Annotated in this window: 15 protein-coding genes; 9 read left to right on the plus strand and 6 right to left on the minus strand. The window is 62.0% G+C overall.

Features of this window, described 5'->3' with window-relative positions; genetic code table 11:
- Positions 1-59: 59 nt before the first annotated feature.
- Both AC07ZE_RS18080 and AC07ZE_RS18085 read right to left on the minus strand, forming a co-directional pair.
- On the minus strand, positions 60-1,499 hold the full coding sequence (locus tag AC07ZE_RS18080) for an FAD/NAD(P)-binding protein (RefSeq protein WP_207266039.1): 1,440 nt from the start codon (positions 1,497-1,499) through the stop codon (positions 60-62).
- 111 nt (positions 1,500-1,610) lie between these two features.
- Entirely contained in the window at positions 1,611-2,174 is a 564-nt protein-coding gene (locus AC07ZE_RS18085; protein WP_095196033.1) for a helix-turn-helix domain-containing protein, read from the minus strand.
- Here AC07ZE_RS18085 and AC07ZE_RS18090 point away from each other — a divergent pair.
- The 7 genes from AC07ZE_RS18090 (at position 2,169) to AC07ZE_RS18120 (ending at position 9,502) form a co-directional block, all read left to right on the plus strand.
- On the plus strand, positions 2,169-3,194 hold the full coding sequence (locus AC07ZE_RS18090) for a DMT family transporter (protein ID WP_207266040.1): 1,026 nt from the start codon (positions 2,169-2,171) through the stop codon (positions 3,192-3,194). The genes AC07ZE_RS18085 and AC07ZE_RS18090 overlap by 6 nt on opposite strands.
- A 244-nt stretch (positions 3,195-3,438) precedes the next feature.
- Positions 3,439-6,357 carry a monovalent cation/H+ antiporter subunit A gene (locus AC07ZE_RS18095; RefSeq protein ID WP_207266041.1) on the plus strand — a complete coding sequence of 973 codons (2,919 nt, stop codon included), beginning with the start codon at positions 3,439-3,441 and terminating at the stop codon, positions 6,355-6,357.
- Positions 6,357-6,701 carry a Na+/H+ antiporter subunit C gene (locus AC07ZE_RS18100; protein ID WP_095196030.1) on the plus strand — a complete coding sequence of 115 codons (345 nt, stop codon included), beginning with the start codon at positions 6,357-6,359 and terminating at the stop codon, positions 6,699-6,701. The genes AC07ZE_RS18095 and AC07ZE_RS18100 overlap by 1 nt, the downstream gene beginning before the upstream one ends.
- On the plus strand, positions 6,698-8,383 hold the full coding sequence (locus AC07ZE_RS18105) for a monovalent cation/H+ antiporter subunit D (RefSeq protein WP_207266042.1): 1,686 nt from the start codon (positions 6,698-6,700) through the stop codon (positions 8,381-8,383). The genes AC07ZE_RS18100 and AC07ZE_RS18105 overlap by 4 nt, the downstream gene beginning before the upstream one ends.
- The gene (locus AC07ZE_RS18110) at positions 8,380-8,868 is read left to right on the plus strand and encodes a Na+/H+ antiporter subunit E (RefSeq protein ID WP_207266043.1); all 489 of its coding nucleotides are present in this window, start codon (positions 8,380-8,382) and stop codon (positions 8,866-8,868) included. The genes AC07ZE_RS18105 and AC07ZE_RS18110 overlap by 4 nt, the downstream gene beginning before the upstream one ends.
- Positions 8,865-9,143: a K+/H+ antiporter subunit F gene (locus AC07ZE_RS18115; RefSeq protein ID WP_095196027.1), complete on the plus strand. Its 279-nt coding sequence runs from the start codon at positions 8,865-8,867 to the stop codon at positions 9,141-9,143. The genes AC07ZE_RS18110 and AC07ZE_RS18115 overlap by 4 nt, the downstream gene beginning before the upstream one ends.
- On the plus strand, positions 9,140-9,502 hold the full coding sequence (locus AC07ZE_RS18120) for a Na+/H+ antiporter subunit G (protein WP_207266044.1): 363 nt from the start codon (positions 9,140-9,142) through the stop codon (positions 9,500-9,502). Before AC07ZE_RS18115 ends, AC07ZE_RS18120 begins: the two co-directional genes overlap by 4 nt.
- A gap of 114 nt (positions 9,503-9,616) precedes the next feature.
- On the opposite strand, the gene AC07ZE_RS18125 is transcribed toward AC07ZE_RS18120, so the two are convergent.
- Complete coding sequence (locus AC07ZE_RS18125; protein ID WP_207266045.1) at positions 9,617-10,054, minus strand: DUF3995 domain-containing protein; 438 nt, start codon at positions 10,052-10,054, stop codon at positions 9,617-9,619.
- 95 nt (positions 10,055-10,149) lie between these two features.
- On the opposite strand from AC07ZE_RS18125, the gene AC07ZE_RS18130 reads away from it, so the two are divergent.
- Positions 10,150-10,536 (plus strand): DUF2946 domain-containing protein, encoded by a 387-nt coding sequence (locus AC07ZE_RS18130; protein WP_207266046.1) that lies wholly within the window; start codon positions 10,150-10,152, stop codon positions 10,534-10,536.
- 89 nt (positions 10,537-10,625) lie between these two features.
- A complete protein-coding gene (locus tag AC07ZE_RS18135) occupies positions 10,626-12,773 on the plus strand; it encodes a TonB-dependent receptor (RefSeq protein WP_207266047.1) in 2,148 nt (715 codons plus the stop codon).
- 106 nt (positions 12,774-12,879) lie between these two features.
- On the opposite strand, the gene AC07ZE_RS18140 is transcribed toward AC07ZE_RS18135, so the two are convergent.
- The 3 genes from AC07ZE_RS18140 to AC07ZE_RS18150 all read right to left on the minus strand — a co-directional run bounded on the left by AC07ZE_RS18140 (position 12,880) and on the right by AC07ZE_RS18150 (position 14,667).
- Positions 12,880-13,896 carry an ABC transporter substrate-binding protein gene (locus AC07ZE_RS18140; RefSeq protein WP_207266048.1) on the minus strand — a complete coding sequence of 339 codons (1,017 nt, stop codon included), beginning with the start codon at positions 13,894-13,896 and terminating at the stop codon, positions 12,880-12,882.
- A 118-nt stretch (positions 13,897-14,014) separates the two neighbouring features.
- Positions 14,015-14,218 carry a hypothetical protein gene (locus AC07ZE_RS18145; protein WP_207266049.1) on the minus strand — a complete coding sequence of 68 codons (204 nt, stop codon included), beginning with the start codon at positions 14,216-14,218 and terminating at the stop codon, positions 14,015-14,017.
- Positions 14,218-14,667 (minus strand): hypothetical protein, encoded by a 450-nt coding sequence (locus tag AC07ZE_RS18150; protein WP_207266050.1) that lies wholly within the window; start codon positions 14,665-14,667, stop codon positions 14,218-14,220. The genes AC07ZE_RS18145 and AC07ZE_RS18150 overlap by 1 nt, the downstream gene beginning before the upstream one ends.
- Positions 14,668-14,751 lie beyond the last annotated feature (84 nt).

Raw genomic sequence — 14,751 nt, forward strand, 5'->3', positions numbered from 1 at the left:
CGTATCTCTACAATTTTTGGTCACGGCCGAACTGCTTTTGTTCTGGCTTTTGATCTGACTTAGTGAGGCGACACCCCAACCAATCGCGCCGCCAACGCCTTGGCCTGACTCGCCACATCAGTAACCGCCGTGCTCTCCCACCAGACCCCACGCAACGGTGGCCCCATGGCAAACAGCCGACTCGCCGCCAGCCCCTCTTCATCGAGCACCGCGCCATCCACCTCTGCCGCAATCCCCAACGCCAACGGCCCCGGCTTGATCAAACCGCGCGCCAGCAACTGCTGTGGCAGCGGCCGCGCAACCCGTCGCCAGTCGTATTCGATGCCGCTGGAATTGATCAGCGCCGCGCCACTGACCACAATGGTTTCAGCTTCACCCCGACGCCGGATTCGAATGCTCACTTCACCGCGAGAAGCAGGCTCAAGCCCTTTGAATGACGCTGCGTGAACTCGCAACCGCCCTTCCCCGTGAAGGCGCGCTACCAATTCGGCGCTCAAGGGGGGCGAGCGATGGTGATGACTCTCCCACCACGGCCGCACATGCCGCACGAATTGCCGGCGCTGCACGTCGGTGGCCTGATTCCACAAGCGGCCGATATGTGCCCGAACCGTGTCCAGCGGCGCCTGCCAGTCAATGCCCTGGGCGATGGCGTCGCGGCAATGCCGGCGCAGTTCGCGCACCAATTGTCGCGGCGTGCGAATGCCGTGATCCTCTGCAAGGAAGTCCATCCACGCTGGTGGTTGCCGCCGCACATGGGGCAGCAAGCCATGCCGGGAAAACACCTCGATCGGCCCGCGATGCCCGGCCTGTTCCAGCGACACCACGGCATCGACCATGGTCAGCCCAGAGCCGATAATCAGCACCGTCGACTGCGGATCCAGCTGCTGCATCGCCGTCACATCCCACGGATCGAGCGCCGCTGCATTCAAGCCGCTGGACTCGGTTTGCGGCGTGCGCGCGGCGGGAAACATGCCAGTGGCGAGCACGGCAAACGCACCCTGCAAACGCTGACCGTCACTCAAGGTCAACCGCACCGACTGCGCATCGGTTTGCAAATCCACCACCTCGGCCCGCACATGTTCGACCGTCGAACCGTTGCGCGCCCCCACCGCTTGCGCTTCTGTCAGACGCTGCTGCACGTACAGGCCGAAAATCCCCCGGGGTGGAAACAGCTCACTGACCGGCACATGTTGCTCATCCGATTCCGGCCAGCCACCGGCGGCGATATAGTCGGTCAGCCATTGCGTCAGGTCGTCGGCGTTGTCCGGGTCGACGCTCATGCGTGCCGCATTGCCGTTGAGCGTATGGCCCAACTCCACGGCGCTGTAGGCCTCGCCACGGCCGAGTTCGGCACGGGGTTCGATCACCAGCACCGAGCGCCTGCCGGGCAGACGCAACAACTGCGCCGCCAGCATCGTGCCACTGAGGCCACCGCCAACGATCAGGACGTCTGCGTGACGGATGGCATCAGTCGCCTGTCCTTTTTGGGTATCAATCATGCCGTTCTCACTGATCCAGGATAGATGTTGCGCAGATCGCCCCGTCGGCTGACCCGCACCACGGGACGTGACTAAAGCACTCTACTCACCCAGTGTGACGCGCCCCACGCGTCATATCACCACGTTTCGCACAAACCGCACCGCCACCGGCCCATCGTTGCGATAGGAGTGCGGCTGGTTGCTGGCGAACATGAAGAACTCGCCGGCGCTGATACGGTGCGGTACATCGCCGACCATCAGGGTCAGGCAACCTTCGAAGACGTAGAACTGTTCGCTCCAGCCATCGGCATCCGGCTCCGAGGGATAGTGCTCACCGGGTTCGAGACGCCATTCCCAGAGTTCGACTTCCCGGGTGGCGTTAGCCTTGGCCAGCAATACCGCCTTGCTGCCGGGGATCGTGCCGGCCCAGGCCAGTTCGTTGATGCGGCTGTGGTCGCGCACTTCCGGGGCCTGGATCAGGTCGCTGAAGGCTACGTCCAGCGCCTCGGCCACGCGATCGAGGGTGGTCAGGCTGACATTCTTTTCGCCGGCCTCGATGGCCACCAACATGCGGCGACTGACCCCGGACTTTTCCGCCAGGGCGGTCTGGCTCATGTCGGCGGCATGGCGCAAACGGCGAACGTTCTGGCTGACGTGCTGAAGGACCGAAGCCCGCTGCGTGGAATCTTTGTGCACTATATTGCTCACTCGGTGGTGTTGCGCAGTATACTGCCCAACTTCGGGCGCATTGTGCGTCCCCCTCAAATAGTGTGCAAGATCATGACGTCGGTGAACTCCCCCCAGGCTTCCTCCCGTTTCCTGCGGCTCAGCAAGGCTGAGTGCGTGCTGGTGTTGATCACCATGGTCTGGGGCGGGACCTTTCTGCTGGTCCAGCATGCGATGACCGTCAGCGGCCCAATGTTTTTCGTCGGCCTGCGCTTTGCCGCCGCCGCGAGCATCGTCGCCCTGTTTTCCTGGCGCAGCCTGCGGGAACTGACCTTGTTCGAACTCAAGGCCGGGGCCTTTATCGGCGTGGCGATCATGCTCGGCTACGGTTTGCAAACCGTCGGCCTGCAAAGCATTCCCAGCAGCCAGTCGGCGTTCATCACCGCGTTGTACGTGCCTTTTGTGCCGTTGCTGCAATGGCTGGTGCTGGGTCGTCGTCCGGGCTTGATGCCCAGCATCGGGATCATGCTGGCGTTTACCGGGTTGATGCTGCTGTCGGGGCCTTCCGGCGCGGCGTTGAATTTCAGCCCCGGTGAAATCGCCACACTGATCAGCGCCATCGCCATTGCCGCAGAGATCATTCTGATCAGCAATTTTGCCGGTCAGGTCGATGTGAAACGGGTGACGGTGGTGCAACTGGCGGTCACGTCGCTGCTGTCGTTTCTGATGGTAGTGCCGACCCAGGAGCACATTCCTGACTTCTCCTGGTTGCTGTTGTGCAGTGCGTTGGGGTTGGGCGCGGCCAGTGCGGCGATCCAGGTGGCGATGAACTGGGCGCAGAAAAGCGTCTCGCCAACCCGCGCGACCCTGATCTATGCCGGCGAGCCGGTGTGGGCCGGGATTGTCGGGCGCATTGCCGGGGAGCGGTTGCCGGCGATTGCGTTGGTGGGGGCGGGATTGATCGTGGCAGCGGTGATTGTCAGTGAGTTGAAGACCAAGGGTAAGGTTGCCGCGACGGAGGAAGAATTGGAGCGGGAAACTCAAGGTTAAACCGTCGGTTCTGTCGCGTCAGGCAGATGCCTTTGCGAGCAGGCTCGCTCCCACAATTAGAATGCGTTCCCCTGTGGGAGCGAGCCTGCTCGCGAAGGAGCCGGACCTGCTGAACACGGCCCTTTGAAACAATGTTAAACGCGTATTCTCCATCTACCTTGTAGGATTCTGCGACAGCTTGACGTTTGGTGATCCGGGAGCTGGCACGTATGATGCTTCACAAACTTCCGCAGATTAGAAGCCTATGTCCCTGATAGTTCTACTGCTTCTGCCTTTTTTAGGCAGCTGTCTGGCAGCCGTGCTGCCACACAACGCGCGTAACACCGAATCTCTCCTGGCTGGCCTGGTTGCCTTGATCGGCACCGTCCAGGTCGCCCTTCTGTACCCGCAAATCGCCGATGGCGGCGTAATCCGCGAAGAGTTCTTCTGGCTGCCGAGCCTGGGCCTGAACTTCGTCCTGCGCATGGACGGTTTTGCCTGGCTGTTCTCGATGCTGGTGCTGGGCATCGGCACGCTGGTGTCGCTGTACGCCCGCTACTACATGTCGCCGGACGATCCGGTGCCGCGCTTCTTCGCCTTCTTCCTGGCGTTCATGGGCGCCATGCTCGGGCTGGTGATCTCCGGCAACCTGATTCAAATCGTGTTTTTCTGGGAGCTGACCAGCCTCTTCTCGTTCCTGTTGATTGGCTACTGGCACCACCGCGCCGATGCCCGGCGCGGTGCCTACATGGCGCTGATGGTCACCGGGGCCGGCGGGTTGTGCCTGCTGGCGGGGGTCATGCTGCTTGGCCATGTGGTGGGCAGCTATGACCTGGACAAGGTCCTGGCCGCCGGCGACCTGATTCGCGCACACGCCCTCTACCCCATCCTGCTGCCCCTGATCCTGATCGGCGCGCTGAGCAAAAGCGCACAATTCCCCTTCCATTTCTGGCTGCCCCACGCCATGGCCGCGCCGACACCGGTCTCGGCCTATCTGCACTCGGCGACCATGGTAAAAGCCGGGGTATTCCTGCTGGCGCGGCTGTGGCCGTCGCTGTCGGGCAGCGAAGAATGGTTCTACATTGTCAGCGGTGCCGGGGCTTGCACCCTGTTGCTTGGCGCCTATTGCGCGATGTTCCAGAACGACCTCAAGGGCCTGCTGGCCTACTCGACCATCAGTCACCTGGGCCTGATCACCCTGCTGCTGGGCCTCAACAGCCCACTGGCAGCGGTGGCCGCGGTGTTCCACATTCTTAACCACGCCACATTCAAGGCCTCGCTGTTCATGGCCGCCGGGATCATCGACCACGAAAGCGGCACCCGCGACATTCGCCGGCTCAATGGCCTGTTCAAGCTGATACCGTTCACCGCCACTCTGGCCATGGTCGCCAGCGCCTCAATGGCCGGCGTGCCGTTGCTCAACGGCTTCCTGTCCAAAGAGATGTTCTTCGCCGAAACCGTGTTCATCAACGCCACGGCCTGGATCGAAGCGACCTTGCCGATCGTTGCGACCATCGCCGGCACCTTCAGCGTCGCCTATTCCCTGCGCTTCACCGTGGATGTGTTCTTCGGCCCGACTGCCACCGACCTGCCCCACACCCCGCACGAGCCACCGCGCTGGATGCGCGCGCCGGTCGAACTGCTGGTGTTCGCGTGCCTGGTGGTGGGGATTTTCCCGGCGCAAGTGGTGGGTCCCTTGCTCGCGGCGGCCGCGCTGCCGGTGGTGGGCGGCACGTTGCCTGAATACAGTCTGGCAATCTGGCACGGTTTGAACGCGCCGATGATCATGAGCCTGATCGCCATGTCCGGCGGCATCGTGCTGTACCTGCTGCTGCGTAAACAACTCAAGCGCGGACGTTTCCACTACCCGCCCCTGATTGGCCGCTTCAACGGCAAGCGCTTGTTTGAGCGCAGCCTGGTGATCAAGATGCACCTGGCCCGACGCCTGGAGCGGCGGATCAGCACCCGGCGTCTGCAAACCCAACTGTTCCTGATGGTGCTCGCCGCCGTGCTGGCCGGGCTGATCCCGATGCTGCACAGCCATTTGAGCTGGGGCGACCGGCCGAAGATTCCCGGCTCGATCGTGTTTGTCATTCTGTGGCTGCTGGCGATTGCCTGTGCCCTGGGCGCCGCCTGGCAGGCCAAGTACCACCGTCTCGCCGCCCTGACCATGGTCAGTGTCTGCGGCCTGATGACCTGCGTGACTTTCGTCTGGTTCTCGGCGCCGGACCTGGCCCTGACGCAACTGGTGGTCGAAGTGGTGACCACGATCCTGATCCTGCTGGGCTTGCGCTGGTTGCCACGACGGATCGAAGAAGTCTCGCCATTGCCAAGCAGCCTGCGCAAGGCACGTATCCGGCGGATCCGCGACTTGCTGCTGTCGACCGTGGTCGGCGGCGGCATGGCGTTGCTGTCCTACGCGATGCTGACGCGCCAGACGCCAAACGACATTTCCTCCTTTTACCTGAGCCGTGCCCTGCCCGAAGGCGGCGGCAGTAACGTGGTCAACGTGATGCTGGTGGACTTCCGCGGCTTCGACACACTCGGCGAAATCACCGTGCTGGCGGCGGTAGCCCTTACCGTATTCGCCCTGCTGCGCCGTTTCCGTCCGCCGAAAGAAAGCCTGCAGTTGCCGGCCCAGCAGCGCTTGCTGGCGCCCGACGTGGTCACCGACCTGGTCAACCCGCGTCACGCCAGCGATACCGCGCTGGGTTTCATGATGGTCCCGGCGGTGCTGGTGCGCCTGCTGTTGCCGATTGCCCTGGTGGTGTCGTTCTACCTGTTCATGCGCGGCCACAACCAACCGGGCGGCGGTTTTGTCGCGGGGCTGGTGATGTCGGTGGCGTTCATCCTGCAATACATGGTGGCCGGCACCCAGTGGGTCGAGGCGCAGATGAGCCTGCGACCGTTGCGCTGGATGAGCACCGGCCTGCTGTTCGCCACGGTCACCGGCGTCGGTGCGATGGTGGTTGGCTATCCGTTCCTGACCACCCACACCTGGCATTTGCACCTGCCGCTGCTGGGCGACATCCACCTGGCCAGCGCGCTGTTCTTCGACGTCGGTGTGTATTCGGTGGTGGTCGGTTCGACGCTGCTGATCCTCACAGCCCTCGCCCACCAATCGGTCCGGGGTCACAAGACCGCCGCCCAACCCAAACCCCTCGCCATCAAGGAGGCCGTCTGATGGAAGAAGTCATCGCAATCGCCATCGGCGCGCTGGCCGCGTCCGGCGTCTGGCTGATCCTGCGGCCACGGACGTTCCAGGTGGTCATGGGTCTGTGCCTGCTGTCCTATGGTGTCAACCTGTTTATCTTCAGCATGGGCAGCCTGTTCATCGGCAAGGAGCCGATCATCAAGGACGGCGTACCGCAGGACCTGCTGCATTACACCGACCCGCTGCCACAGGCGCTGGTGCTGACCGCGATCGTCATCAGCTTCGCCATGACCGCGCTGTTTCTGGTGGTCTTGCTGGCCTCCCGGGGCCTGACCGGCACCGACCATGTGGATGGCCGGGAGCCTAAAGAATGAATGCGATGACGCACCTGATCGCGGCACCGATCCTGCTACCGCTGTTGACCGCCGCCATCATGCTGATGCTCGGCGAAAAACACCGCCCGCTCAAAGCCAAAATCAACCTGTTCTCCAGCCTGCTGGGCTTAAGCATTTCGCTGTTGTTGCTGCAATGGACGCAAACCACCGGCGTGCCCGGTTCCATCGGCGTGTACCTGCCGGGCAACTGGCCAGTGCCATTCGGCCTGGTGCTGGTGGTCGATCGTCTGTCGGCGCTGATGCTGGTGCTGACCGGGATCATCGGCGTCAGTGCCCTGCTGTTCGCCATGGCGCGCTGGGACAGCGCCGGTTCGAGCTTCCACGCGTTGTTCCAGATTCAGTTGATGGGCCTGTATGGCGCCTTCCTGACCGCCGACCTGTTCAACCTCTTCGTGTTCTTCGAAGTGCTGCTGGCCGCGTCCTATGGATTGATGCTGCACGGCTCGGGTCGGGCACGGGTGTCGTCGGGGCTGCATTACATCTCGATCAACCTGCTGGCCTCGACCCTGTTCCTGATCGGAGCGGCGTTGATCTACGGTGTCACCGGCACCCTGAACATGGCCGACCTGGCGCAGAAGATCCCCTTGGTATCGGAGGCCGATCGCGGGCTGCTGCACGCCGGCGCGGGCATTCTGGCAGTGGCGTTCCTGGCCAAGGCCGGGATGTGGCCGCTGAACTTCTGGCTGGTGCCGGCGTATTCCTCGGCGAGCGCGCCGGTGGCGGCCATGTTCGCGATCATGACCAAGGTCGGCGTCTATACCTTTTTGCGCCTGTGGACCCTGCTGTTTTCCAGCCAGGCCGGGGCGTCGGCGTACTTCGGCGGTGACTGGCTGATCTACGGCGGCATGGCAACCATCGTCTGCGCGGCCGTGGCGATCCTCGCCGCGCAACGCCTGGAACGCATGGCCAGCCTGAGCATTCTGGTGTCGGCGGGGATTCTGCTGTCAGCCATCGGTTTCGCCCAGCCCAACCTGATCGGCGCGGCGCTGTTCTATCTGGTCAGCTCGACCCTGGCCTTGAGTGCGCTGTTCCTGCTGGCCGAGTTGATCGAGCGCTCGCGCTCGGCCAACGAAATCCCGCTGGAGGACGAAAACGAGATGCTGCCAAGGCCGTTGGAATCGCTGCATCCGGCCAAGGGCGTCAACCTCGACGACGATCAGAAAGCCGTGGTCGGCCAGGTGATTCCCTGGACCATGGCGTTCCTCGGCTTGAGCTTCATTGCCTGCGCACTGTTGATCGTCGGCATGCCGCCACTCTCCGGGTTCATTGGCAAACTCGGGCTGCTCAGCGCCCTGCTCAATCCACTGGGCCTGGGCCATGGCAGTGATGCACCGATCTCCAATGCAGCGTGGGGCTTGCTGGTGTTGCTGATCCTCTCCGGCCTGGCCTCGCTGGTGGCTTTTTCGCGGCTGGGCATCCAGCGTTTCTGGACGCCGGCAGAACGGCCGTCGCCGGTGCTGCGTCGCCTGGAATGCGTGCCGATCTTCGCCCTGCTGGGCTTGAGCATTGCACTGACCTTCAAGGCAGAACCGCTGTTGCGCTACACCCAGGCCGCCGCCGATGCCTTGAACAACCCGCAACAGTACGTGGCGGCCGTGCTCGGCACCCGGGTCGTTCCAAACCCGCAGGTCAGGGCTGCGCTGCTGGAGGTGCAACCATGAAGCGTTTGTTTCCCGCGCCGTGGCTGTCGCTGGCCCTGTGGTTATTGTGGTTGGTGCTGAACCTGTCGATGAGTCCGGGCAACGTGCTGTTGGGCGCCGTGCTGGGTTTCTGCGCGCCCTTGATGATGCGCAAATTGCGCCCGCTGCCGATCCGCATTCGCCGCCCGGGAGTGATCCTGCGCCTGTTCCTGGTGGTGGGTCGCGATGTTGTGGTGTCCAACCTGGCCGTGGCCTGGGGGGTGCTCAACGCCGGCCGGCGTCCACCGCGCTCGCGGTTCATCAAGGTGCCGCTGGACCTGCGCGACGCCAACGGGCTGGCGACGCTGTCGATGATCTGCACCGTAGTGCCGGGCACGGTCTGGTCGGAGCTGGCGCTGGACCGCAGCATTCTGTTGCTGCACGTCTTCGATCTGGACGACGAAGCGCCGTTCATCAAGCACTTCAAGGCGACGTACGAGCGCCCGTTGATGGAGATATTCGAATGAGCACCCTGTTGTCGAATGCGATCATGCTGAGCCTGTTCCTGTTTTCCGTGGCGATGATCCTGACCCTGGTGCGCCTGTTCAAGGGTCCGTCGGCCCAGGACCGGGTTCTGGCGCTGGATTACCTGTACATCATCGCCATGCTGATGATGCTGACCCTGGGCATCCGCTATGCCAGTGACACGTACTTCGAGGCAGCGTTGCTGATCGCGTTGTTCGGCTTCGTCGGCTCATTTGCCCTGGCGAAATTCCTGCTGCGCGGCGAGGTGATCGAATGACGTCTGAACTGTCGTTGTGGGTGGAAATCCCGGTGGCGATCCTGCTGGTGCTCGGCAGCCTGTTTGCGCTGATCGGCGCCATCGGCCTGGTGCGGATGAAGGATTACTTCCAGCGCATGCACCCACCCGCACTGGCCTCGACATTGGGTGCGTGGTGCGTGGCGCTGGCCTCGATCATCTACTTTTCGGCCCTCAAGTCCGGGCCGGTGCTGCACGCCTGGCTGATTCCGATCCTGCTGGCGATTACCGTGCCGGTGACTACCTTGCTGCTGGCGCGGGCGGCGTTATTCCGCAAGCGCATGGCCGGGGATGATGTGCCGGCTGAGGTCAGTAGTCGGCGTACCGAAAGTGGCATTTGAATTCAAAACTTGTGTTGATTGGCCTGGCCTCTTCGCGAGCAAGCCCGCTCCCACAAGGGAACGCATTCCAAATGTGGGAGCGGGCTTGCTCGCGAAAGCGTCAGCCTGGGCAACTCAAACCCAGGCAACGGCCAACAGCCCCGCCCCCAACACTACACACAGCGGCGAGTAGACCCAGGTATCCCACCGCGCAAACCGGGAATCCTTGATCTGCTTGAAAAACCCCACCAGCTCCGAATCGCCAATCGCCCGGGCGAACAACAGGATCGCAATCGCACTGATCACCCATTGCAGCGCCCGATGTTGTACCTGCGGCAGCCACCAGCCGACCCGCAAGCACACCAACAGGGCAATCACCAGCAAAACGGCGGCTACCAGCAGGGTGATCCAGCCTTGCGGCTCAAAAGCCGGATGCAACTGCACTCCGCCCTCCACTGGCACCTGGGGCACTGCTGCCACCGTCGCCCACTCACCACCCAACGCCCAATACACGTGTACCAAACTGATCGCTGCAAATATCGTCACCAGCCATTGAGCCAACGCAAAGGTCATGGTTGAAGATCCTTGAAAGAGATTTGGACAGAATCATCCTAGTCGGCATTTTTTGAAGTGCACGACCGGTCGGCGGTGGAGTAAAGTGCCGCCCCATGAAATTTTCCCGAACCGATCGCTCACTGTTGGCCTGGACGCTCTACTGCTGCGTTCTGCTCAACGTGTTCACCTGCAGCATCGGCCACGGGCAAATGGTCGGGATGCAGCTCAACGGTATCGGCGGCCAATTCTGTGCGGTCGATCCGGCCACCCAGGCACCGGTCTCGACCAATTCCTCCCAGGACCAACTGCCGACGCTGTCCAAGGCCTTCGGCTGCCCGTTGTGCTCCAGCGGGGGCATGGGACCGGCGTTCAATTCCAGCCTGACCCTGGCGACCCTTCCCGAGCAACACAGCCCGCCATTGGCGCCCATCGCCAGTGCCGACCTCCCCGCCCGCTTCATCTGGCCCTCGGCCAATCCGCGCGCGCCACCGCTCGCCTGAATCTCTTCGCCTCTACCGACCAGCCCACTTCGCCAACGCGAGGCGTTTGCGTGTGCGCTGCTTGCTAACCGAGCATTCAGGATTCATCGATGACACGTTTTTCTTTCGTTACCAGCCCTTTGCTGGCGAGCCTGTTCGGCTGCCTGTCCGTTAATGCCTGGGCGCAATCCACGGTCGAACTCGCCCCCATCACCATTGATGGCGATCAAAACGCCGCGCCCGGCCTCAACATTGACCAGTCCAGTGGCATGGCCTCGCGCCTGGGTTTGAGCGTGCGGGAAACCCCGGCCTCGGTGGCCATCGCCAACCGCAACGACATCGAGCGCCACGGCGCACAGAACTTCCAGGACGCCGCCAATACCCTGCCCGGCGTGAATGCCAGCGCACCGCCGGGCTTCGGCGGCTTCGTCTCGTACCGGGGCTTCACCAGCAGTCAGATCACCCAGATGTTCAACGGCGTCAATGTGTCCGGCGGTCTCGCCCGGCCGGTGGATGCGTGGATTTATGACCGGGTGGAACTGGTTGGCGGTCCATCGTCGCTGATCAATGGGGCCGGCTCCGTGGGCGGCTCGCTCAATTACGTGACCAAACTGGCGACCCATGAAGAGCAGGCGTTGGAAGGCCGGGTCAGCTACGGCACCTACGACACCACAGAAACCGCCTTGGGCCTGAACCACGCACTCAGCGAGGCCGACGCGGACGTGCAGCACTATGCCCGCCTCGACGTCAGTCACAACACCGGCAACGGCTACATCGACCGCCAGGAGCGCGATGCCTGGAGCGTGGCGTTCTCGCTGCTCAGCGACCTGACGCCGAACCTGTCCCACACCCTGGCCCTGGAATACCAGGACGAGCACGAAGACAGTCCCTACTGGGGCACGCCAGTGCTCAACCCCAAGGCCGGTGAGCTGAAAATCGACAAACACAACCGCTTCAACAACTACAACGTCGAGGACGGCCGCTACGAGCAACGGACGATCTGGGTACGCTCGATCATCGACTACCGGATCAACGACAGCACCACCTTGCGTAACATGCTTTACCACCTCGACAGCCAGCGCGATTACCGCAACCTGGAGACCTATCAGTACAGCGCCGACAACAGCGTGGTGAACCGCTCCACGGCGTATCAGGTGCGACATCAGGGCGAGCAGAACGGCAACCAGTTCGAACTGCGTCACGACAACACGCTGCTGGGGCTGGCGACCACCTGGTCCGGCGGTTTCGAATACAAGGTCAACCAGACCACCAACTCACCCCTGAACGTCAAAGGCGCCAGCACTGTCGATCCAGATAACTATGAGCCAGGTCACTTCTACGACATTCCCGGCACTCATCAGGGTTTCATCAGCGACAAGACCAACGAGGTCACCACCAAAGCCTTGTTTGTCGAGAATCGCCTGGTGCTCACCGACAAGCTGTCGTTGCTCACCGGCCTGCGCTACGACGACATCGACCTGGACGTGACCAACCATCGCGTCGTGACCGCGAGCAATCCACGGCACCTCAAGCGCAGCTGGGAGCCGGTGACCGGGCGGGTCGGCCTGACTTATCAGATCCTGCCTTCGGCGAATGTCTACGCGCAATACAGCACTGCCGCCGAACAGCCCAATGGCACGCAAGACTTTGACGTGTCCACGGGCAAGCAGTGGGAGATCGGCAGCAAGTTCGATTATCTGGACGGTCGCGGTGCAGCGACGGTGGCGGCCTATACGATCGAGCGCAAGGACTTCGCGGTGGCGGACCCGCTGGACCCGACCTTGAGCATACCGGTAGGTCAGCAAACCTCCAATGGCATCGAAGTGGCCAGCTCACTGCGGGTCACCGACAAGCTGTTGGTCGAAGGCAACTTCGCCTGGGTCGATGCCCAATACGACGAATTCACTGAAAAGAATTCGGCCGGCGTGGTGGTTTCACGCAAGGGCAACACGCCGACCAACGTGCCGGACCGGGTGGGCAATCTGTGGTTGACCTATGACTTCGCGCCGCAATGGCAAGGGGGTGTCGATGCACGCTACGTGGCGTCGGTGTTTGCCGACAGCGCCAACACCATGACCGTGCCGTCGTACACGCTGTTCGGTTCGTTTCTGAGCTACAAGGTTGATCGACACACCACCGTTACCGGTCGGGTGCGCAACCTGACCAACGAGGTGTATGCCGAGTTTGCCCATGTATCGCCGGCGTACTATTTGGGTACGCCGCGGACTTTTGAGCTGGCGGTGCAGACGCGGTTTTAAAAGCAGAAGCTTCGCGAGCAAGCCCGCTCCCACAGGTGATCTGTGAACGCCACATATCCCCTGTGGGAGCGAGCCTGCTCGCGAAGGCGGCTTCGAATTCACCCCATCACTTCAACTCAGCAGACACCTTGTCCGCCACATCCTTGGGCACCCAGGCCTTCCACACATCCGGATGCTTCTTCATGAACTCCTGCGCCGCCTGACGCGGCGGGGTGTGTTTTTCGCTCATATCCGCCAGGGCCTTGTTCAAGGGATCGATGGGAAAGTCGACCTTGGCGAAGAACTCGGCAATCTGCGGATACTGCTTCTGGAACGGTGTGGACACACCGATGGACAGTTTCGAAGGCAGCGAACGGGTGGGTTTGGGGTTCGGGTTGTCGGCGTCGGTCAGGGTTTTCCAGGCTTCGCCGTCGAAGGGTGGCTCTTCCAGCTGAATCAGCTTGAAGCGGCCGAGCAACGGCGTGGGCGACCAGTAATAGAACAGCACCGGCTTGCCCCGGCGGATCGACGAACTGATCTCGGCATCCAGCGCCGCCCCCGAACCGCTGCGGAAGTTCACGTAACTGTCATCCAGACCGTACGCCTTGAGCTTCTGTTTGTTGACCACTTCCGAGGTCCAGCCAATGGGGCTGTTGAGGAAGCGTCCCTTGTTCGGCGTTTCCGGGTCCTTGAACACGTCCTTGTATTTGGGCAGATCGCTGACGCTGCGCAGATCCGGCGCCATCGGTTTGATACCCTTGGCCGGGTCGCCCTTGATCACGTATTCCGGCACCCACCAGCCTTCGGTGGCGCCCTTGACCGTATCGCCCAGACTGGCCACCTTGCCTTCGGCTTCGGCCTTGACCCACACGGGACTGCGCCCGGCCCACTCCTCGCCAATGACCTGAATGTCATTGTTGGCCAGGGCGGTTTCCAGGGTGATGGTGGTGCCTGGCAACGTGTCGGTGGGCAGGCCGTAGCCCTTCTCGACAATGATCCGCAGGATATCGGTGATCAGGCTGCCGCTTTCCCAGTTCAGATCAGCAAAATGGATCGGCGCCTGGGCGGCCAGCACCGGAACGGGTGACGCCAACAATCCGCAAGTGGCCAGGACCGCAGCCAGCAACCGTCGAAAACCTTTCATGCTTTTGCACCTCGTGCTATTCACAGCAATCGCAGGATGGCCAGGCAGAAGACCGCAAAGCCTCTGAAACTTCAGTCAATTGACTGTAGTAGAGGTTCCTGCTTTCGAGGGGCTCGGATTAATTTTCGGAATTTTCCTGCAAAAGCACCAGTTCTCGTCTGACCATGCTGGCGTACTCCGCCGGACGCAATGCATAGAGCTGTGAGGCCACCCAATTCAGCCAGGCTCCCTGCAGAACAGGCTTGCGCTCGAACAGCCTCAGGGCTTCGGCTTGGGCACTGGCCTGATTCTGCTGGTGGAAGTCGGCGCGGGGCAGGCTCATCACTCGCTGGCCTTGAACGTTACCAGTTCGCCTTTGCGCCACTTGGCGGCCTTGGCGGTCACGGCCTTGAGCGTCTTGGTCAGGCCTTCCTGCAATTGCTGGTGGGTGGCGAACACCGTCACCACGCTGTGACCTTCCTTGAATATCACCGCCTGACCATCGGCGGTGGTCACAAAGGCGTAGTCGCCCAGGCCGTAGACCGTCAGTTTGATTTCGCGGAATTTGATTTCCAGCTTGCCACCTTCGCGACTCGGCAGGACCGAGGCGCTGAAATGGTCGCCGACCTTGAGTTTGAGCCCCGGCTTGTCGTCCACCACCAGCGCCGAGTCGGTGTCGATTTCGGCGACGTAGATGCCTTCGGCGTTCTGTTCGGTGATGTAAACGAAACGTGACTGAAACTGTTTAACCAGCTTTGCGCGCAAATCACCCAACACGAACAAAGCATGCATATCGAGATTACTTACTGCCAAGGAACCATCCCCACATCTGTAAATGATGCCGCACGCTTGAAATGCGCACAGCCGAAAAAAGCG

The sequence above is a fragment of the Pseudomonas sp. GW101-3H06 genome (assembly GCF_059424605.1).